The 20,247-nt window shown below is 52.8% G+C and carries 17 protein-coding genes; 4 read left to right on the top strand and 13 right to left on the bottom strand.

The features are described from left to right. Positions 1 to 158: 158 nt before the first annotated feature. The 3 genes from FDX11_RS16565 to decR are packed head-to-tail and all read right to left on the bottom strand — an operon-like array spanning position 159 to position 4,205. Positions 159 to 1,937 carry a SmdB family multidrug efflux ABC transporter permease/ATP-binding protein gene (locus FDX11_RS16565; protein ID WP_137398252.1) on the bottom strand — a complete coding sequence of 593 codons (1,779 nt, stop codon included), beginning with the start codon at positions 1,935 to 1,937 and terminating at the stop codon, positions 159 to 161. Then, the gene (locus FDX11_RS16560; RefSeq protein WP_061381564.1) at positions 1,930 to 3,702 is read right to left on the bottom strand and encodes a SmdA family multidrug ABC transporter permease/ATP-binding protein; all 1,773 of its coding nucleotides are present in this window, start codon (positions 3,700 to 3,702) and stop codon (positions 1,930 to 1,932) included. The genes FDX11_RS16565 and FDX11_RS16560 overlap by 8 nt, the downstream gene beginning before the upstream one ends. Positions 3,703 to 3,746: 44 nt before the next feature. Next, complete coding sequence (decR, locus tag FDX11_RS16555) at positions 3,747 to 4,205, bottom strand: DNA-binding transcriptional regulator DecR (protein WP_003831023.1); 459 nt, start codon at positions 4,203 to 4,205, stop codon at positions 3,747 to 3,749. A 116-nt stretch (positions 4,206 to 4,321) separates the two neighbouring features. Between decR and FDX11_RS16550 the strand changes: the two genes are divergently transcribed. After that, positions 4,322 to 5,377, top strand: a complete 1,056-nt coding sequence (locus FDX11_RS16550) for a PLP-dependent cysteine synthase family protein (RefSeq protein ID WP_249360745.1) — start codon at positions 4,322 to 4,324, stop codon at positions 5,375 to 5,377. 50 nt (positions 5,378 to 5,427) lie between these two features. Here the strand turns inward: FDX11_RS16550 and cof are convergent, their stop codons facing one another. Beyond that, positions 5,428 to 6,246, bottom strand: coding sequence for an HMP-PP phosphatase (gene cof, locus FDX11_RS16545; protein ID WP_137398251.1), 819 nt, complete (start codon positions 6,244 to 6,246; stop codon positions 5,428 to 5,430). Between the two features lie 100 nt (positions 6,247 to 6,346). Between cof and FDX11_RS16540 the strand changes: the two genes are divergently transcribed. Together FDX11_RS16540 and queC are read left to right on the top strand one after the other, a co-directional pair. Beyond that, positions 6,347 to 8,047 (top strand): SgrR family transcriptional regulator, encoded by a 1,701-nt coding sequence (locus FDX11_RS16540; RefSeq protein ID WP_137398250.1) that lies wholly within the window; start codon positions 6,347 to 6,349, stop codon positions 8,045 to 8,047. Between the two features lie 64 nt (positions 8,048 to 8,111). Beyond that, complete coding sequence (gene queC, locus FDX11_RS16535) at positions 8,112 to 8,807, top strand: 7-cyano-7-deazaguanine synthase QueC (RefSeq protein ID WP_137398249.1); 696 nt, start codon at positions 8,112 to 8,114, stop codon at positions 8,805 to 8,807. A gap of 103 nt (positions 8,808 to 8,910) precedes the next feature. On the opposite strand, the gene fadM is transcribed toward queC, so the two are convergent. The 9 genes from fadM to bolA form a co-directional block, all read right to left on the bottom strand. Next, entirely contained in the window at positions 8,911 to 9,309 is a 399-nt protein-coding gene (gene fadM / locus FDX11_RS16530; protein WP_042310094.1) for a long-chain acyl-CoA thioesterase FadM, read from the bottom strand. A 102-nt stretch (positions 9,310 to 9,411) separates the two neighbouring features. After that, positions 9,412 to 9,786 carry a helix-hairpin-helix domain-containing protein gene (locus FDX11_RS16525; RefSeq protein ID WP_042310096.1) on the bottom strand — a complete coding sequence of 125 codons (375 nt, stop codon included), beginning with the start codon at positions 9,784 to 9,786 and terminating at the stop codon, positions 9,412 to 9,414. A gap of 146 nt (positions 9,787 to 9,932) precedes the next feature. Continuing rightward, positions 9,933 to 11,807: a peptidylprolyl isomerase gene (ppiD, locus tag FDX11_RS16520; RefSeq protein WP_137398248.1), complete on the bottom strand. Its 1,875-nt coding sequence runs from the start codon at positions 11,805 to 11,807 to the stop codon at positions 9,933 to 9,935. A gap of 267 nt (positions 11,808 to 12,074) precedes the next feature. Next, the gene (gene hupB, locus FDX11_RS16515; RefSeq protein ID WP_003021629.1) at positions 12,075 to 12,347 is read right to left on the bottom strand and encodes a nucleoid-associated protein HU-beta; all 273 of its coding nucleotides are present in this window, start codon (positions 12,345 to 12,347) and stop codon (positions 12,075 to 12,077) included. A gap of 209 nt (positions 12,348 to 12,556) precedes the next feature. After that, positions 12,557 to 14,911 carry an endopeptidase La gene (lon, locus tag FDX11_RS16510; protein WP_038638272.1) on the bottom strand — a complete coding sequence of 785 codons (2,355 nt, stop codon included), beginning with the start codon at positions 14,909 to 14,911 and terminating at the stop codon, positions 12,557 to 12,559. Positions 14,912 to 15,095: 184 nt separating this feature from the next. Beyond that, positions 15,096 to 16,370 carry an ATP-dependent protease ATP-binding subunit ClpX gene (gene clpX / locus FDX11_RS16505; protein WP_003831013.1) on the bottom strand — a complete coding sequence of 425 codons (1,275 nt, stop codon included), beginning with the start codon at positions 16,368 to 16,370 and terminating at the stop codon, positions 15,096 to 15,098. Between the two features lie 126 nt (positions 16,371 to 16,496). Continuing rightward, a complete protein-coding gene (gene clpP / locus FDX11_RS16500) occupies positions 16,497 to 17,120 on the bottom strand; it encodes an ATP-dependent Clp endopeptidase proteolytic subunit ClpP (protein ID WP_032939995.1) in 624 nt (207 codons plus the stop codon). 246 nt (positions 17,121 to 17,366) lie between these two features. Next, positions 17,367 to 18,665 carry a trigger factor gene (tig, locus tag FDX11_RS16495; RefSeq protein WP_003021622.1) on the bottom strand — a complete coding sequence of 433 codons (1,299 nt, stop codon included), beginning with the start codon at positions 18,663 to 18,665 and terminating at the stop codon, positions 17,367 to 17,369. A gap of 346 nt (positions 18,666 to 19,011) precedes the next feature. Beyond that, positions 19,012 to 19,329, bottom strand: coding sequence for a transcriptional regulator BolA (gene bolA, locus FDX11_RS16485; RefSeq protein ID WP_042310099.1), 318 nt, complete (start codon positions 19,327 to 19,329; stop codon positions 19,012 to 19,014). A gap of 306 nt (positions 19,330 to 19,635) precedes the next feature. On the opposite strand from bolA, the gene FDX11_RS16480 reads away from it, so the two are divergent. Continuing rightward, positions 19,636 to 20,214 carry a lipoprotein gene (locus FDX11_RS16480; RefSeq protein ID WP_003021617.1) on the top strand — a complete coding sequence of 193 codons (579 nt, stop codon included), beginning with the start codon at positions 19,636 to 19,638 and terminating at the stop codon, positions 20,212 to 20,214. The last annotated feature ends 33 nt before the right edge of the window (positions 20,215 to 20,247 follow it).

Raw genomic sequence — 20,247 nt, 5'->3', positions numbered from 1 at the left:
GGTGTGCCAGGAATGAAAATGGCAGGATGGTTCGGGCTAACCGAGGGGTGTTGGGGAAGAAAAAGAAAAAACGCACTATAACGGTGCATAGTGCGTTACATTTTTGCACCAGATTGTTGATTGCCGTCCGGCCTACGATACCGGGTTGGTCTCAGCTATCAGGCAATAATGGAATCCTCTTGCGTACTGGCTGCCAGCTCTTCGCCCGCCAGCTGCAGTTGATACATCTGCCAGTAACGGCCTTGTGCCGCCAGTAATTGCTGGTGCGTACCTCGCTCAACCGCCTGTCCACGGTGCAGCACCAGAATGGTGTCCGCATCGACAATCGTCGATAAGCGATGCGCAATCACCACCAGCGTGGTGTGTTCCCGTACCGCCGCCAGCGCTTGCTGAATCGCCTGTTCCGTGCCGGAGTCAATACTGGCCGTGGCTTCGTCGAGGATCAGTACCTGCGGCGTTTCAACCAACACTCGCGCCAGCGCCAGCAGCTGTTTTTGCCCAACGGAGAGATTATTGCCCTGCTCGCCCAGCCGGGTATGAATCCCCTCGCTCAGGCCGCGCGCCAGTTCTGCCAGTTGCACGGTCTCCAGCGCCTGCCATACCCGTGCTTCTGAAATATCGCGGCCCAGCGTGACATTTGCCAGGAAGGTATCCGCCATCACCACCGGATCCTGCTGCACCATCGCGATGCCCTGACGTAATACACCGTGGCTCAGCGAAGACAGCGGTCTCCCATCAAGGCGGATTTCCCCCTGCGTCAGCGGGTAGTACCCCATCAGCAGACTTGCCAGCGTACTTTTGCCGCTGCCGGTGTGCCCGACCAGGGCCACAAAGCTACGCGAAGGCACGGACAGACTGATGTTTTGCAGCACCAGATTGTCGTCACGATAGGCAAATGAAACGTTATCCACCTCAATGTCTCCGCTTTTGAGCGGGCGATCGTCTTCACCATAGCGCTGACGAGGCCCGTCCATCAGTTCGAACACTCGCTCACCAGCGACAACCGCCTGCTGCAGCATTGACTGCTGGGTTGTCAGCTCGATAAGCGGCTCGTTCAACCGCCCGAGATAGCTAATAAACGCATACAGCACACCAACCTCGATGGAGCTGCCAGAGGTAAAGCTGAACAGCATCAATAAACCGCAGAGGATCAGCTCCGAGAAAAGGCTAAGCAGCGGACGCAGCAAAAAGCCATCCAGGCGTAGGGTCTGCATCCGCGCCATATAGTGCGAACGGCTGGCCTCGCCCATTCTTTCGCCAAATCGCGCCTGCTGGCGGAACTGTTGGATAACACTCATGCCGTTGATGACTTCGTTAAACCCATCGTTAATATCCGCCAGATAAGCGCGCACCCGGCGCACAATCGGGGTGCTGTAACGTTGATAAATCACCATCACCACCAGCACCGCCGGGAAAATGATCATCGCGACCAGCGCCATGCGCCACTCCAGGCTGAACATCGCCACCAGCATCGCGCCGATCAAGGCCGCACTGCGCAGAACCGTTGCCACAACCGTCACATACAGGTCACGAATCACTTCCGTGTCATTGGTCACACGTGAGATAAGCTGCCCGACGGGCTGAGTATCAAAGGCGCTGAGCGGCTGGCGCAGCGCAGCGTCCATGACATCAGTGCGCAACTGTTGCACCACGCCAACCGCCGCCTGATTAAATAACAGTGACTGCGCATAATGCAGACCCGCCGCCAGCAGTTGCAATCCCACATACGCCGCAACCAGCCCGGCGACCATCGCCAGCGGCAGGTTGTTTTTCGCCACCATGTTATCGATAAAATAGCTAATCAGCAGCGGGCCGCTGACTTCCGCCGCAGCCGCCACCCACAGCATGACTACCGCAATCGCCAGCGGTTTTCGCCATGGCGAACCGTACTTCAGCAGCCTTTTCAGGGTCGGCCATAGTTGCCCAAAACTACGCATTAGCCGCCTCCCCGTTTATCTCTGGCGCATCGGACAGCGCCGCTTCCAGCTGCTGATAACGGTACATATCGCGATACCAGCCAGGCTGCTGCACTAACGATTCATGTTCACCGCGCTGAGCAATATGCCCATGCTGCATCACGATAATCTCGCTGGCTTCCGTCAAAGCCGATAAACGGTGAGCGCTGATAATCACGGTTCTGCCTTCGCCCCACTGGCGCAGGTTATGCAGGATCTGATGCTCGGTACGACCATCTACTGCCGACAGCGCATCATCCAGAATCAGAATTTCAGCGTTCAACAGCAGCGCACGGGCAATAGAGATTCGCTGTTTTTGCCCACCGGACAGCATCACCCCGCGTTCACCCACCTCGGTGTCATAGCCCTGAGGAAGACGTAAAATATCCTCATGAACGCTGGCAAGGCGCGCCACATGTTCGATCTCTTCCTGCGTGGCCTGCGGGCGTCCTAAGGCGATGTTATTGGCGACGGTATCTGAAAACAGGAATGGCGTCTGGCTAACCACCGCCAGTCGGCTGCGCCAGCTATCCAGCTGTAAGCGCGTTAACGGGATATCATGAAAGCGCACATCGCCCTGGGTGATATCAAAATGACGCTGGATCAGCGACAGCACCGTACTTTTTCCCGCGCCAGTCGGACCACAGATGCCCAGCATCTGTCCAGGTTTAAGCTGGAAATTCACATTTTCCAGCGCCGGGTGGGTGGTTTGTGGGTAGCAAAACTCGCGAATCGCCACCGCCAGCTCGCCGCGTCCTTCCGGCACCGGTTCAGTACCGTCATCCACCACCGGCGCTTCAGCCAGCATGGCGCGAATTCGGCTATACGCGGCGCTGCCACGTTCGACGATGTTAAACATCCAGGCCAGCGCCAGCATCGGCCAAATCATTAGTCCGAGATACATCATAAAGCTGGTCAGTTGGCCGAGCGTCAGCGAACCGTGCACCACCATCCAGCTTCCCCCGGCAATCGCCAGCAAGTTAGCCATCCCAATGGCGATATAAATCGTGGGATCAAAGCGGGCGTCAATGCGCGCCACGCGCAGGTTTTTCTTACCGGTGTCTTCAGCATCTGCGGCAAATAACGCTGACTGCCGATCCTCCAGGCCAAAAGCCTTGATCATACGAATACTGGTCAGACTTTCCTGAGTACGATCGTTGAGGCTGGAGAACGCCGCCTGCGCCAGCTTAAAACGGTGATGGAGTCGATCACCGTAACGTTTGATCATTAACGCCATCACCGGCATCGGCAGTAGCGCAATAAGCGTCAGTTGCCAGCTTATCTGCGTAGACATCACGATCAGCACCGCACATCCCATCACCAGCGAATCCACCAGCGTCAGCACGCCTTCGCCAGCGGCAAACACCACCCGATCGACATCGTTGGTGGCACGCGCCATAAGATCGCCCGTACGGTGACGCAGATAAAATTCAGGATGCTGGCGACTCAACTGACGGTAATAATCTTCCCGCAACTCAACCGCCAGTTGGTAAGATGCGCCAAACAGCAGCACGCGCCAGACATAGCGCAGCAAATAAACCACCACGGCAATCAGGGCAATTGTCCCCACCCACATCAGCAGCCGCTCGGTGGTGAAGCGTTGAGTCGTCACGCCATCCACAATGATCCCGACCACTTTCGGCGGAATAAGCTGAAGGATAGCGATGATGATAAGCAAGGCCACTGCCCCGAGGTAGCGACGCCACTCCCGGCGGAAGTACCAGCTTAATTGAGCAAATAATCGCACGCGTTATGTCCTGACAAGATTTCCGGCAATGAGCGCCGGAAGAATTATTCAATCGGTAGAGCAGTTGTGTATTTAATCTGTTCCATCGCAAAGCTGGAGGTAACATCAGACAGGCCCGGCACGCTGTTCACCAGGCGCTTATAAAATTCATCGTAGCTTTTCATATCGGCGACCTGGACCCGCATCAGGTAGTCATACTCCCCTGCCATACGCCAGAATCCCAGAACTTCCGGCATTCCGGTGACTTCGGTGACAAAGCGGCAATACCATTCGCTGCTGTGGTGCTGAGTTTTGATCAACACAAACGCGGTTAAGCCCAACCCCAGTTTTTCGGGATCCAGCAGGGCGACTCGCCCCAGCAGGATACCATCATCTTCAAGCCGTTTGAGGCGTTTCCAGCAAGGGGTGGTCGTCAGATTAACGGCATCTGCTAACGCCTGCAAAGAAAGGGTGCAGTCCTGTTGCAGTAAGCCGAGCAGCTTACGGTCAATTTTGTCTAACATATCCACTCCACAGAGAAGAATTTTCTCCTTACATTCTATTTTAAAGGCTAAATGGCAACAATTTTTTCCGTGCTTTTCGCTATTCTGGGCACAAAATGACAAATGGATATCTTTTAATGATGAATAGCTCCTGGGTTAAAAACGCCATCAATGAAATCAACGCGGATTATCAGCGTTCTGCGGATACGCATCTCATTCGTCTGTCGCTCCCGGCGTTTCCGGGCATTCAGCTCTATTTAAAAGATGAGAGCACACATCCGACCGGGAGCCTGAAACATCGTCTGGCGCGCTCACTGTTTCTGTATGGACTGTGCAATGGCTGGATCAAAGAAGGCACCACAATCATCGAGTCATCATCCGGCTCAACGGCGGTCTCCGAAGCTTATTTCGCCCGTCTGTTAGGCTTACCGTTTATCGCCGTTATGCCTTCGTGTACTGCGAAACGTAAAATTGAACAGATTGAGTTTTACGGTGGGCGTTGTCATTTTGTGGAAAGCGCCTGCGAAATTTATGCGGCTTCTGAACAATTGGCTCGTGAGCTGAACGGCCATTACATGGATCAGTTCACTTACGCAGAGCGTGCCACCGACTGGCGTGGTAACAACAATATTGCCGACAGTATCTTTCGTCAGATGCAATGCGAGCCCAATCCTGTTCCCCGGCATATCGTAATGAGCGCCGGAACCGGCGGCACCTCGGCAACCATTGGCCGCTATATTCGTTGTCAGGGCTACGATACTCGTTTGATGGTGGTGGATCCGGAAAACTCGGTCTTTCTGCCCTTCTGGCAAAATCGCGATGCAACATTACGCAGCCCGGTAGGTAGCAAAATCGAAGGTATCGGTCGCCCACGCGTAGAACCGTCTTTTATTCCTGATGTGGTCGATGAAATGCTGCGCGTGCCGGATGCCGCAAGCGTGGCTACCGCGCACTGGCTGGAAACACAGCTGGGCCGTAAAGTTGGTGCCTCAACCGGTACCAACATGTGGGGAGCATTACAACTTGCCGCCCGTATGCGCGACGCAGGAGAAGCGGGATCGCTGGTGACGCTGCTGTGCGACAGCGGCGAACGTTATCTGGAAACCTATTACAACCCGCAGTGGGTCGACACGCACATCGGTGATTTAACGCCGTGGAAAGCGGAGCTGGTACAACTCCTGAATACCCACTAATCAGACAAAAAAAAGCCAGACGCGAAGTCTGGCTTGCTGGAAGGGATCTCTCATTCGGGGGAATAAGGTAGATGCGGATTGTCCAGCCAATGCGTCAAAAAGTGTGATACTGCCTGATTGCGGCAATGCCCAATCACCGATAGATGAGGCAGTTCAGCAATCAGTTGCGGCATCGCGTTACCCATAATCAGGCCGCGCCCTACGCTGCCTAACATTTCGCGATCGTTCATGGCATCGCCAAACGCCATACACTCAGCCATTGAATAACCTAAGTGGTTGCTTAATACCGCCAGCGCAGAACCTTTATTACAACCCAGCGGCAGTACCTCGAGGCAATCAACTGCGGAGAAACAGAGATTCGCCTGCTCACCCAGCGCCTCATTGAGTTGAATGCGCAGACGGATCAGTGTGTCATGATCGCCGCAGAAACAGATCTTCGTGACCTGGTGGGCAGGAATACGTTTCACATCCACGATCTGATAACGAAATCCGCTATACACATGCGCCTGAAGCAGCGCTGGAATTTCTTGTCCGGTGAACCAACCGTTGTCATTAAAGACATGCATGCTGGCCGTGGTGTCCCACTTCTGGTGCAACACAGTATCCGCAACATTCGGATCCAGATCCTGGCGGTGCAGCACATCACCCTCGATCGTGTGAATACGCGTACCGTTACCGGTGATCAAAAAGGCGTCCAGCGAAATGGAACCCAGAATATGGCGCATCTCCAGCACATGACGACCGGTGGCAAATGTCAGAGTGATATCACGTTCACGCAGGCGCGCCAGCGTTGAAAGCGTTTCATCACCTAAATGGTGATTCGGCATCAAAAGGGTGCCATCCATATCAAATGCAGCCAGACGAGCCATCTCTTTCTCCACACTGTGAGGCGGTTAACTTGTGATTCAGTATCACCTGAGATATACGGAAGTAATAGTGAATAGATAAAATGAATTGTTCCGGGTTTATATGCGACTATTGAACCGACTGAATCAATACCAACGCCTGTGGCAACCGTCGAACGGCGAACCACAGTCTGTGACCGTGGGCGAACTGGCTGAGCGCTGTTTTTGCAGCGAGCGCCACGTGCGAACCCTGTTAAAACAAGCGCAGGATGCAGGCTGGCTGGAGTGGCACGCCCAGTCAGGGCGGGGTAAACGCGGGCAGCTATGTTTTTTGGTTACGCCAGAATCGCTACGTAATACCATGATGGAGCAGGCGCTGCAAAAGGGGGAACAGCTTAACGTGCTGGAGCTGGCCCAACTGGCGCCGGGTGAATTAAGAGCCCTGCTACAGCCATTTATGGGCGGTCAGTGGCAAAACGACACGCCAACCCTGCGTATCCCCTATTACCGTCAACTTGACCCTTTGCACCCCGGATTTCTCCCTGGCCGCGCAGAGCAACATCTCGCCGGGCAGGTATTTTCTGGCCTGACCCGGTTTGACACGCATACGCAACGCCCCTGCGGTGATTTAGCTCACCACTGGAATATCTCCGCCGACGGCCTGCGTTGGGATTTCTATATTCGCTCCACCCTGTACTGGCATAACGGCGATGCGGTCAGCAGCACACAGCTACATCAGCAGTTGCTGAAGCTGTTAGAACTACCCGCGCTGAATAAGCTGTTTATCAGCGTAAAGCGCATTGAGGTGACGCATCCCCAGTGTCTGACCTTTATTCTGCATCGTCCCGACTTCTGGCTAGCGCATCGTCTGGCAAGCTACAGCAGCCATTTGGCGCATCCTGAGCACCCGTTTGTGGGTACCGGCCCGTTCCGGTTGACGCTGTTTACCCCTGAGCTGGTGCGTATCGAGAGTCACGATCACTACCACCTGAGTCATCCACTCCTGAAAGCCATTGAATACTGGATAACCCCGCAGCTTTTCTCCCAGGATTTGGGCACCAGCTGTCGCCACCCGGTGCAAATTGCAATTGGTAAACCCGAAGAGCTGCCCATGTTAAGCCCGGTGAGCAGCGGTATAAGCCTCGGTTTTTGCTATCTCACGCTCAGAAAAAGCGCACGTCTGAATACCCTGCAGGCCCGCCGACTGGTCAACATTATCCATCGCTCTTCCCTGCTCCAAACGCTGGAGGTAGATGAAAACCTGATAACCCCGAGCAATGCGCTGCTGCCTGGATGGACGATCCCGCAATGGGATGAGTTGAACGAGGTAGCGCTACCGGAAAAACTGACGCTGGCATATCACCTGCCGGTTGAACTACATGCCATGGCTGAACAGCTTCGCCAGGCGCTGGCGCTACTCGGCTGTGAATTAACGCTTATATTTCATAATGCAAAAAACTGGGACGGTAATCATCCTTTAGCGCAGGCCGACCTGATGATGGGTGACAGGCTGATTGGCGAAGCGCCTGAATATACCCTCGAACAGTGGTTACGCTGCGATCAACTCTGGTCACATGTCTTGAATGCCCCTGAATACACACATTTGCAGACCACTCTGGATGCCCTGCAAGTCCAGGCCAATGAAGAAGATCGTCACGCAGCGTTACAGCAAGTGTTCGCCACGCTGATGCACGACGCCACGCTGACTCCGCTGTTCAATTATCACTATCGTATTAGCGCGCCACCGGGCGTGAACGGCGTGCGTCTGAATCCTCGCGGCTGGTTTGAGTTCACCGAAGCCTGGTTACCGCCCCCTTCAGCATGAAGAAGCTGGTGGACACCACGTCCAGGCGCTACCATATGGGTTTCGTTATCTGTCAGGAAAAGCCATGAAACGTGCCGTTGTTGTATTCAGTGGAGGTCAGGACTCCACGACCTGTCTGGCGCAAGCGCTACATCAATATGATGAAGTGCACTGCGTGACCTTTAATTATGGTCAGCGTCATCGCGCTGAGATTGATGTCGCACGTGATCTGGCCTTAAAACTCGGCGCGCGTGCGCACAAAGTGCTTGATGTCACGCTGCTTAGCGAACTGGCCGTCAGCAGCCTGACCCGCGATAACATTCCGGTGCCGGATTACGAACCGGATGCGAACGGCATTCCCAATACCTTTGTGCCCGGGCGCAATATTCTGTTTTTAACGCTGGCGGCGATTTACGCGTATCAGGTGCAAGCGGAGGCGATCATTACCGGCGTTTGCGAAACCGACTTCTCTGGATATCCGGACTGTCGCGATGAGTTCGTCAAGGCCCTGAACCATGCCGTGAGCCTGGGGATGGCAAAAGATATCCGCTTTGAAACTCCGTTGATGTGGATCGATAAAGCCGAAACCTGGGCGCTGGCCGATTACTGGGGCAAGCTGGACCTGGTACGCGAAGAAACGCTGACCTGCTATAACGGCATCAAAGGTGACGGTTGTGGTCACTGCGCGGCCTGTAATCTGCGCGCCAACGGTCTGAACCATTATCTGGCGGATAAACCGGCGGTAATGGCGGCGATGAAGCAAAAAACCGGTCTTAAGTAATACGTTAGGTTTTGCCGGATGGCGACGCGGGGGGCTTATCCGGCCTACGGGACTGACCACCATTGTAGGCCCGGTAAGCGCAAGTACCACCGGGCATTTTCCGCTACTTCACCATCAGCTCCAGTTTTTCGCGCAACTCCCCTTCCAGCGGTAGTGCTTTTTGCGTTTTCAAATCAATACAGACGAAGGTTATCAACGCATCTGCCACCACCTGTCCTTCCGGCTCCAGGGTGATAGTCTGGTTCAACACGCCGCTTTTGCCATTTAATTGCTGCACCTGACTGGTAATAGTCAGCAGGTCGCTCAGCACCGCCGGGCGACGATAGTTGATATTAATATTCACAACCACAAAAGCGATGTTGTGAGCGGTCATCCACTGAAAACTGTCGCTGTTTTCCAGTCCATCCCAGCGTGCTTCTTCCAGAAACTCAAGATAACGAGCATTGTTGACGTGCTGATAGACATCAAGATGAAAACCACGAACTTTGATTTGTGTTTGCATAGCGCAGGAACCTTACATTTTTATAGGAATATATTCAGGGTAGTGAGGCCATAACTGGTATGACCTCTCTAGTGTGGCAAATATTGGCCACTGCGCAAGTTATTAAAGTGTTAAAACTGCCAAATTACGCTCTACCAAAGAACTGCCCATCCCCGGCACCTGCTTTAAATCATCGACCGTTTTAAATGGCCCATACTCCTCACGATAGCTGACAATCGCCTGGGCTTTTTTCAGTCCGACCCCATTCATCACTCGCGCTAAATCCTCCGCAGAAGCGCTATTGATGCTTACCCTGGTGCCTTCATCATCGCTTGCTTTAGCGGGTTGCGTAGCCTTGCTTTGCGCCGCCCCTGAGGCATCCGCTTTGGTTTGAGTCGCGTGGCTTTTGGCAACAGGCTCTGCAGCCAATGCGCTTTGGGCCATACCGGCGCAGGTCAATGAAAGGGTGATAAGCAGGGCTTTGATTCCATGTTTCATACTGTTTTCTCCGTGTTTGTTAACAGTGGAATCACGATAGCGAGGTGCAGAACAGCAGACAAACGGCAAATATCAGAAATGGAAAAGGCCGCGAAAGCGGCCTTTGGTTAATACAACTTTTTGCAATTTTTTGCGAGCTGCCTCGGTTATTGCTGCTGTTCCAGCGCGTCACCGATTTTAATTTTTGCGGCTTTACGCAGATTGCTCATCAGCGCTTCAAAGGTAATTTGCGCGTTGTTCTGAGTAATCCCCTGAACCATCGCCTTCTTCTGCGCTTCAGGCATAGAACCCGCTTTCACTTCGTCCAGCGCAAGCAGAACAATGTTGCCCTGCATATCGTTCGCCACGCCGTAACTCGGTTTGTCTTTTGCTGGCAGGCTCAGACCAAAGGCTGCCTGGCTCAGAGGATCCTGACCCGTGCGGCTCAGTGTTTTCGCCTCACCAAAGCTCAGACCTGCTGCTTTCATCGCTTCATCGCCTTTACCAGCTTTCAGGTCTGCCAGCAGTTTATCGGCATCCAGCTTCGCCTGTTGCTCTGCTTTATTGTGCTTAACAAGCGCAGTAACCTGCTCTTTCACTTCAGCCAGTGGCTTAACGGCTTCGGCTTTGTGCTCTGCAATACGCAGCACAAATGCGCGATCGCCATCCACGGTAATGATGTCCGAGTTACTGCCAGGGGTACCGTTCTCGCCAACCAGACCACCATTGAAAATGATGTCAGCGACCGGTTTGAAGTTCAGCTCTTCCGGCAGGCTGTCACGGCTAAACCAGCCCGTTTCAACCGCTTTCATACCAGCAGCTTGCTCCGCACCCGCCAGAGATTCGTTATCGTTGCTGGCTGCATCGCTCACTTTCTGCTGCAGCGCATAGTACGCATCCAGCGCTTTTTCCTGCTTCACTTTCGCCGCAATGTCGTCACGGGCTTCGCTCAGCGGTTTAACCTGCGCAGGCTGTACGTCGTCAAGACGCGCAACGAGGAAACCAACGGAAGATTTAATCACACCGGACAGCTGGCCTTTGTCTTTCAGGCCGGCATTTTTCAGCTCATCCGGAGTGGTGGAATCTTCCAGCCAGCCCATATCGCCACCTTTACGGGCAGAGATGATGTCGGCTGATTTTTCTTTCGCCAGCGCAGCGAAATCAGCGCCTTTGCTCAGTTCATCCAGTACCGCTTTGGCTTCATCTTCCGTTTTAGTCTGAATGATGCTGTAGCGGTTACGCTGCGGCTGAGTGAACTGGTCCTGATGCTGGTCATAGTAAGACTGAATATCAGCATCGCTGGCCGTCTCCTGCAGTGCAGCAGCGTCCAGCTTGATGTAGCTCACGCGGAACTGTTCCGGCGTCATAAAGTTGTTTTTATTCTGCTCGTAGTAGCTGGCAACTTCCGGCTCGGTAACGGATTGCTTCGCGGCAAGCGCGTTAACGTCAATGGTCGCCTCGCGAACGATACGCTGCTGTGCGACCAGCGCCGCCAGCTCGTCGGTTTCGCCTTTCAGCATGAAGTCCGTACCGGCAACGCCGTTGATCAACTGCTGAGTAGTGAGCTGATTACGTAATGCCTGAGCGTACTGGTCGGCGGTCATTCCCATTTGATTCACAATCGCGTTGTAGCGGTTGTTATCAAATTTGCCGTCCACCTGGAAAGCAGGCGTGGCGAAAATAGCCTGTTTAATCTGATCGTCGCTGATATTGAGCTTCAGCTCGCGGGAGTACTGATCCAGCAGCGCTTCGTCTACAAGACGATTCAGCACCTGCTGACGCAGCGTTTTCATATAGCCTTCATTCGCCGCCAGCTCAGAGTATTGATCGCCCAACTGCTGCTGCATGCGGTTACGTTCGCTATTGAACGCATTCTCGAATTGCCCGCGGCTGATCTCCTGGCCATTCACTTTGGCAGCGTAATTGTTGCCCCCGCCAATCAGGTAACCACTCACGCCGGTCAAAATGAACGACACGATAATGATACCGAAAATAATCTTGAGCACGAGACTGTTAGCAGCCGTGCGTAAGCTGTCCATCATGGTGTAACCACACTCCGCTGTAGATGACTATACGCGTTATCCTTCAAGCCGCCTGCGCGTTGTTACAACCACGGCGGCAAGGATGTTGAGTATATATGCTTCACGCAGCATAGCGTTTCCTGAACGCTGCGCACAAAGGTCTATTGTGACAAGAAAATGGGGCAATTGTCAGCCCACAACGCGTAGAAAGTACCGGAATCACAAATAAAAAAGGCACATCAGTTGATGCGCCCTTGTACTTCGTCACATCCCCAAAGGGGAAATCACTTAGTTTACCGCGTCTTTCAGTGCTTTACCTGCACGGAAGCCCGGTACTTTAGCCGCGGCAATGGTGATCTCTTTACCTGTTTGCGGGTTGCGACCAGTACGGGCAGCACGCTCTTTAACGGCAAAAGTACCAAAACCTACCAGCGCTACGTCATCACCTTCCTTCAGGGATTCGGTAACAGAAGCAATAATTGCATCTAACGCACGTCCAGCCGCAGCTTTAGAGATATCAGCCCCTGCAGCAATTTTGTCGATCAGTTGAGATTTATTCACTCTTCTCTTCCTCTTTTATAATTTATATCGCACCTGAATCCTTCAAAGTGCGACCGCGCAGCAGTTATATCAGGCCTGCCATGCCCTTACAACACCCGTTAATGATGGCAAGCCTAATCCGTCATCTAAATTAGCTATACAAAAAAAGGCTGGCAAGTCCGAAATGGTCTGCCAGCCCTGTTTTTATTAGTGCTCTTTGCGCGAGGTCACTATTTTGCGGTCACAACCTGCATTCCAGACGGTTCATTTTGCAACGCAAGAGTCAAAACCTCCTCGATGCGTTTCACCGGATGGATGTCCAGATCGGCAATCACGTTGTCCGGAATCTCTTCCAGGTCACGTTTGTTTTCATCTGGAATTAAGACCGTCTTAATGCCGCCACGGTGCGCCGCCAGCAGTTTTTCTTTCAAACCACCGATTGGCAGAACCTGACCACGCAGGGTGATCTCGCCGGTCATCGCCACATCTGCGCGTACCGGGTTACCGGTCAGACAAGAAACCAGCGCGGTACACATGGCAATACCGGCACTTGGACCATCTTTCGGCGTCGCCCCTTCAGGTACGTGAACGTGGATGTCGCGTTTTTCGTAAAAGTCCGGATTAATACCCAGTTTTTCCGCTCGCGCGCGCACCACGGTCAGTGCAGCCTGAATAGACTCCTGCATTACCTCACCCAAAGAACCGGTGTAGGTCAGCTTGCCTTTACCCGGTACGCAGGCGGTTTCGATGGTCAGCAAATCGCCGCCCACTTCCGTCCACGCCAGACCGGTCACCTGACCAACGCGGTTTTCGTTGTCCGCGCGACCATAGTCAAAGCGCTGTACGCCCAGGTAGTCGTGCAGGTTGTCGCCATTGATCACAATATGTTTCAGTGATTTGTCGAGCAGCAGCTGCTTCACCGCTTTACGGCACAGCTTGGAGATTTCGCGCTCCAGACTACGCACGCCAGCTTCACGGGTGTAGTAACGAATAATGCCCACAATGGCGCTATCGTCGACCGTCAGCTCGCCTTTTTTCAGCGCGTTACGCTCAATCTGTTTCGGCAACAGGTGACGTTTAGCAATGTTCAGCTTCTCGTCTTCGGTATAACCAGACAGACGGATCACTTCCATACGATCCAGCAACGGCGCCGGAATATTCATGGAGTTCGAGGTCGCAACAAACATTACGTCGCTGAGATCGTAATCCACTTCCAGGTAGTGATCGCTGAACGCCACGTTCTGCTCTGGATCCAGCACCTCAAGCAGTGCGGAAGCCGGATCGCCTCGCATGTCGGAAGACATTTTGTCGATCTCATCGAGCAGGAACAGCGGGTTTTTCACGCCCACTTTGGCCATTTTCTGGATCAGTTTACCCGGCATTGAACCAATATAGGTCCGGCGGTGACCGCGAATTTCAGCCTCATCACGCACGCCGCCCAGCGCCATACGGATGTATTTACGTCCGGTCGCTTTGGCGATGGACTGCCCCAGAGAAGTTTTACCTACCCCCGGCGGCCCAACCAGACACAGGATTGGCCCCTTGATTTTGTTCACACGGCTTTGAACCGCGAGATACTCAAGGATACGGTCTTTGACGCGTTCCAGACCGTAATGGTCAGTATCGAGGATTTCCTGCGCCTGACGCAGGTCTTTTTTGACCTTGCTACGCGCATTCCACGGTACCTGTACCATCCAGTCGATGTAGCCACGCACTACGGTCGCTTCCGCCGACATCGGAGACATCATTTTCAGCTTCTGCAGTTCTGCTTCCGCTTTCTCTTTTGCCTCTTTCGGCATTTTCGCCGCGTCGATTTTACGTTTCAGCGCTTCGTTTTCGTCCGGCGCGTCGTCCATCTCGCCGAGTTCTTTCTGAATGGCTTTCATCTGCTCGTTCAGATAGTACTCTCGCTGGGATTTTTCCATCTGCTTCTTCACGCGGTTGCGAATGCGTTTCTCAACCTGCAGCAGATCGATTTCGGATTCCATCATCGCCATCAGATATTCCAGACGTTCGTTAACGTCGGACATCTCCAGCACGGACTGCTTGTCAGCAAGCTTCAGCGGCATGTGTGCAGCGATGGTGTCCGCCAGACGCGCAGGATCGTCAATGCTGTTCAGCGACGTCAGCACTTCTGGTGGGATTTTCTTGTTCAGCTTGATATAGCCTTCGAACTGGCTGATAGCGGTACGCACCAGCACTTCCTGTTCGCGCTCATCAATGGCTGGCGAGTCAAGGTACTCCGCTTTCGCAGAGAAATGCTCGCCGTTGTCAGACAGCGCAGAAATACGCGCGCGCTGTAACCCCTCGACCAGCACTTTTACGGTGCCGTCAGGCAGTTTCAGCATCTGCAAAATAGAGGCCACGGTCCCGACGGTGAAAAGATCGTTTACACCCGGCTCATCCGTTGACGCTTCTTTCTGTGCGACCAGCATGATTTTTTTATCATGGTCCATAGCCGCTTCCAGACAACGGATAGATTTTTCCCGCCCTACAAATAAGGGTATGACCATGTGCGGATAAACCACCACATCGCGCAACGGCAATACGGGGATTTCAATGCGTTCAGAACGCTCAGGATTCATAGAGCTCTCTCTTAGTTTAGTGTCCGCCAGGTAATCAGGTGGTACGACTGTGCTTCACACCACCTTTAACATGTATGTCAGTATATGGGGATGTTTCCCACACATTCAACGCCATGTTTACGGAAAAATAAAAGGGGAGATAAAATCCCCCCTTTTTAATTAAATGTCTGTATGAATTGATGAATTATTCGCCAGATGCCTGCTGTGCTTCCGGCTTACCGTAAATCAGCAATGGCTTGCTCTGACCGCCAATCACCGACTCATCGATCACCACTTTTTCGACGTCTTCCATAGAAGGCAGATCGTACATGGTGTCGAGCAGCGCGGCTTCAACGATAGAACGCAGACCACGGGCACCGGTTTTACGCGCCATCGCTTTCTTGGCGATAGCATCCAGCGCTTCCTCACGGAACTCCAGATCGACACCTTCAAGGTTGAACAGCGCCTGGTACTGCTTGGTCAGGGCGTTTTTCGGCTCTTTCAGGATCTGGATCAGCGCTTCTTCACTCAATTCGCTCAGCGTTGCCACCACCGGCAGACGACCGATGAACTCAGGGATCAGACCAAATTTGATCAGATCTTCCGGCTCCACCTGCGACAGCAACTCACCTTCGCTGGCTTTATCAGACTGCGCTTTTACCGTCGCGCCAAAACCAATGCCTGAGCCGGTTTCAACACGGTTAGCAATCACTTTGTCCAGACCAGCGAACGCGCCGCCGCAGATAAACAGGATCTTAGAGGTATCAACCTGCAAGAACTCCTGCTGCGGATGTTTACGCCCGCCCTGTGGCGGAACGGCCGCCACGGTGCCTTCAATCAGCTTCAGCAGGGCCTGCTGTACGCCTTCGCCGGAAACGTCGCGGGTAATGGACGGGTTGTCAGACTTACGAGAAATCTTGTCGATTTCATCGATATAGACGATCCCGCGCTGCGCTTTCTGCACGTCGTAATCGCACTTCTGCAGCAGCTTCTGAATAATATTTTCAACATCTTCACCCACATAACCGGCTTCGGTCAGCGTGGTGGCATCGGCCATGGTGAACGGAACGTCCAGCAGGCGCGCCAGCGTTTCAGCCAGCAGCGTTTTACCGGAACCCGTCGGGCCAATCAGCAGGATGTTACTTTTGCCCAACTCGACGCCATTGCTGGTGTCGCCGTTGCGCAGACGTTTGTAATGGTTGTATACCGCGACCGCCAACACTTTCTTCGCCTGTTCCTGACCGATAACGTAATCGTCCAGGTGATTGCGAATTTCATGTGGCGTCGGCAGCGCACTGCGTTCACGGTGCGGTGCTACTTCCTTAATCTCTTCGCGAATGATGTCGTTACACAAATCGACACATTCGTCGCAGATATACACGGATGGACCGGCAATCAGCTTCCGCACTTCATGCTGGCTTTTGCCGCAAAAAGAGCAGTACAACAATTTGCCCGAGCCATCTTTGCGTTTATCTGTCATGGGTCAAAACCTCTTCTTTGTTCTTTGTGCCGCACACGACGACGCAAATGCCATTCTCAGGCGCAAGACGCTAGTCAGCGTTGTGCCGCTCCAGGTAATTATAGCGGCACACCTGCGCACTGGGCATTAATTACGATGGGTCAAAATCGAGTCGACCAGACCGTACTCTACCGCTTCAGAAGCGGAGAGGAAGCGATCGCGCTCGGTATCACGTTCAATCTGCTCAAGAGATTGACCCGTATGATGCGCCATAAGTTCGTTCATGCGCCCTTTTACCTTCAGGATTTCGCGGGCATGAATTTCAATATCCGTTGCCTGGCCCTGGTAACCGCCCAGAGGCTGATGGATCATGACGCGAGAGTTAGGCAGGCAAAAACGTTTGCCTTTCGCCCCGGCAGTCAGCAGGAACGCGCCCATTGAGGCCGCCTGGCCCATACAAATGGTGCTAACGTCCGGCTTAATAAACTGCATGGTGTCATAGATAGACATCCCGGCAGTGATCACCCCACCAGGGGAGTTGATGTACAGGTAGATATCTTTTTCCGGGTTTTCTGCTTCCAGGAACAGCATCTGCGCCACAATCAGGTTAGCCATATGGTCTTCAACCTGGCCAGTCATAAAAATGACGCGTTCCTTAAGTAGACGAGAATAGATATCAAAAGAGCGCTCACCACGTGAGGTCTGTTCAATGACCATCGGCACCAGCGCCATATGGGGTGCAAAGTTATCTCGTTCGCCGCTGTATGACATTTCCGTCTCCTGGATAAAATTTGAAAAAACCTGCTGTGCTGATTGTAACCTTATGGACGGATTATCAGCTAGTCCCTCAGTAATGGGTACGACATCGCCATAATTCAAGCATAACAATCTTTTGTTGTAACGCTAACACTGAAACGCTGTTTTCGCACTCTTCCCATGCAAAATGCGTGACAAAAAAAAACCCGCCACCAAAAGGTGACGGGCTTGCGTACGAAATTCGCGCTAAAAAGCGACGAATTACGCCTGCTGGTTCATCAGCTCGTTGAAGGAAGTGGCTTTTTCAGTCACTTTCGCTTTCGCCAGAACGGCTTCAACAGCTTGTTCTTCCAGAGCGACGTTACGCATGTTGTCCATCAGCTCTTTGTTTTTGCTGTAGAACTCAACAACTTCTTTCGGATCTTCGTAAGCAGAAGCCATCTCTTCGATCAGGCCTTTAACGCGATCTTCGTCAGCTTTCAGCTCGTTGGTACGAATGACTTCGCCCAGCAGCAGGCCCACAACTACGCGACGCTTAGCCTGTTCTTCGAACAGTTCACGCGGCAGTTCCAGAGCTTGTTTTTCGTTACCGCCAAAACGCTGAGCAGCCTGACGACGCAGAACGTCGATTTCGCTGTCGATCAGAGCAGCCGGTACGTCGATGTCGTTAGCTTTTACCAGACCTTCGATCGCCTGAGACTTAACGCGGTTACGCACTGCGCCTTTCAGCTCGCGTTCCATGTTTTTACGTACTTCAGCGCGCAGACCAGCTACGGAACCATCTTCAACGCCGAAACGCTTGATGAATTCTTCAGTCAGTTCCGGCAGTTCGCGTTCTTCAACTTTCTTCAGGTTGATAACGAACTTAGCTGCTTTACCCTTCAGGTTTTCAGCGTGGTACTCTTCCGGGAAGGTCACGTCGATAGTGAACTCTTCGCCAGCTTTGTGGCCTTTAACGCCTTCTTCAAAGCCCGGGATCATACGACCCTGGCCCATCGCCAGTACGAAGTCAGACGCTTTGCCGCCTTCAAACTCTTCGCCGTCTACAGAACCGGTGAAGTCGATGGTTACACGATCTTCTGCATCAGCAGCGCCGTCTTTGTCTTTCCAGGTAGCCTGCTGCTTACGCAGGGTGTCCAGCATTACATCAACGTCAGCGTCGGTGACTTCAACAACCGGTTTTTCAACTTCGATTGCTTCCAGGCCAGTCAGCTCAACTTCCGGGTAAACTTCGAACTCTACCGCGTAAGTAAAATCTTCACCCAGCTTGTATTCACCCGGAACGTAGTTCGGTGCGCCAGCCGGATTGATTTTTTCTTTGATGATCGCGTCAACGAAGTTGCGGCTCATCAGGTCGCCCAGCACGTCCTGACGCACGGAAGCGCCATAACGCTGAGCAACAACATTCATCGGTACTTTTCCTTTGCGGAAACCGTCAATACGCACTTTCTTCGCTACGTTGACCAGCTCGCTTTTCACAGCGGTCTCGATGCTGTCAGCAGCGATAGTAATCGTTACACGGCGGCCAAGGCCTTGAGTGGTTTCAACTGAAACTTGCATCTTGTTACCTCAAAAAATCACAGTGCTCGGTCAACTCTTCTCCGCAAGCACAGGTTGTTGGCTTCGCGGAACTGGGATGTTCTCATAAGCAATCACATTCCCTGTCGTCAGAATCATCCCGAAGACATTCCGAAAAATAAGACGCGCATTATAGCGGCATCACTTTTATGAGTCGAGAACGGTTATCGCGCGTTGCTGCGGCTTTTTTCACAATTCCCGGCTAATTTTTGTCTGAATACTGTACGACAGCCCCAGAATTCAGACAAAACAAAACGGCCCGCAGGCCGTTTTCACATATTCTGTAGCAACATACTGGAAAAGCGTCGGTTGTTGCAAATCCGTTTTTCTACGCGATGCTCCCGGCTCCACGACAAGGAGGCGACGCAAAGATCGTGTCCTGCAACGCTTCCCACTCCTTAATGGTATAGGTATGCAGGGCTAACGCATGTACGGTAGTGGAGAGTTCCGCCGTTAACGTGCCGTAAATCATCCGATGACGATTAAGAAAACGTTCACCTGTAAAGCGATCGCTAACCAGCACAACCTTAAAGTGGCTTTCAGAACCAGCCGGGACATTGTGACGATAGCTTTCATCCACAACTTCGAGGAATACGGGTTCGAACGCTGCCCTTAATTTTTCTTCTATTTGCTCACGAATCATCATGAAATTTTTCCTCCGACAACGCTGAGATGTCACCCATCCCTTTAAATACTAGCCGCTTTTACCGTTTTCATTACACCTTAGCAACAAAAAATTAGCGCTTATCTGATTTTCTAAGCCAAATGGATGAAGTTCACTAAATCCTCACTTCGATTTATGGCAAAAAGTCCGTTTATGGTCTTCATAAAGTCATAAAACGGACAACACAATGAATTTACATGCGTTACCCACTTCCCCTCATCGTTGGCGATGTTATGATGGCGGGAATTTTCTCTAACCACACAATTTAGATTCGCTGAGAGCCCTGGCATGTTTAAAAAAATCCTCTTCCCGTTAGTTGCAATGTTTATGTTGGCAGGATGCGCAACGCCGCCCACCACCATTGAAGTCTCCCCCAAAATCACCCTGCCGCAGCAGGATCCGAGCCTGATGGGCGTGACCGTGAGTATCAACGGCGCCGACCAGCGTCAGGATCAGGCGCTGGCAAAAGTCACCCGCGACAACCAGCTGGTTACCCTGACCGCTTCTCGCGATCTGCGTTTCCTGCTGCAAGAAGTGCTGGAAAAACAGATGACCGCGCGTGGTTATATGATTGGTCCGAACGGTGCAGTAAACCTGCAAATCATCGTTAGCCAGCTGTATGCGGACGTGTCTCAGGGTAGCGTGCGTTACAACATCGCCACCAAAGCAGACATCGCCATTATCGCGACCGCCGCTAACGGTAATAAGATGACCAAAAACTACCGCGCAAGCTACTCTGTTGAAGGCGCGCTGCAGGCCTCCAACAAAAATATTGCTGATGCCGTTAACAGCGTCCTGACCGACACCATCGCTGATATGTCTCAGGACACCAGCGTTCACGATTTCATCAAGCAGAACGCTCGTTAATTTCTGCCCTTATGGCCCGGCGTTCGTCGGGCC

Origin of the sequence: Citrobacter sp. wls714 (assembly GCF_005281025.1) — a bacterium.
GTDB classification, from domain to species: Bacteria; Pseudomonadota; Gammaproteobacteria; order Enterobacterales; family Enterobacteriaceae; genus Citrobacter; species Citrobacter werkmanii.
Note: the sequence above shows the minus strand (reverse complement) of the source record. Positions and strands in the feature narration are given on the sequence as shown.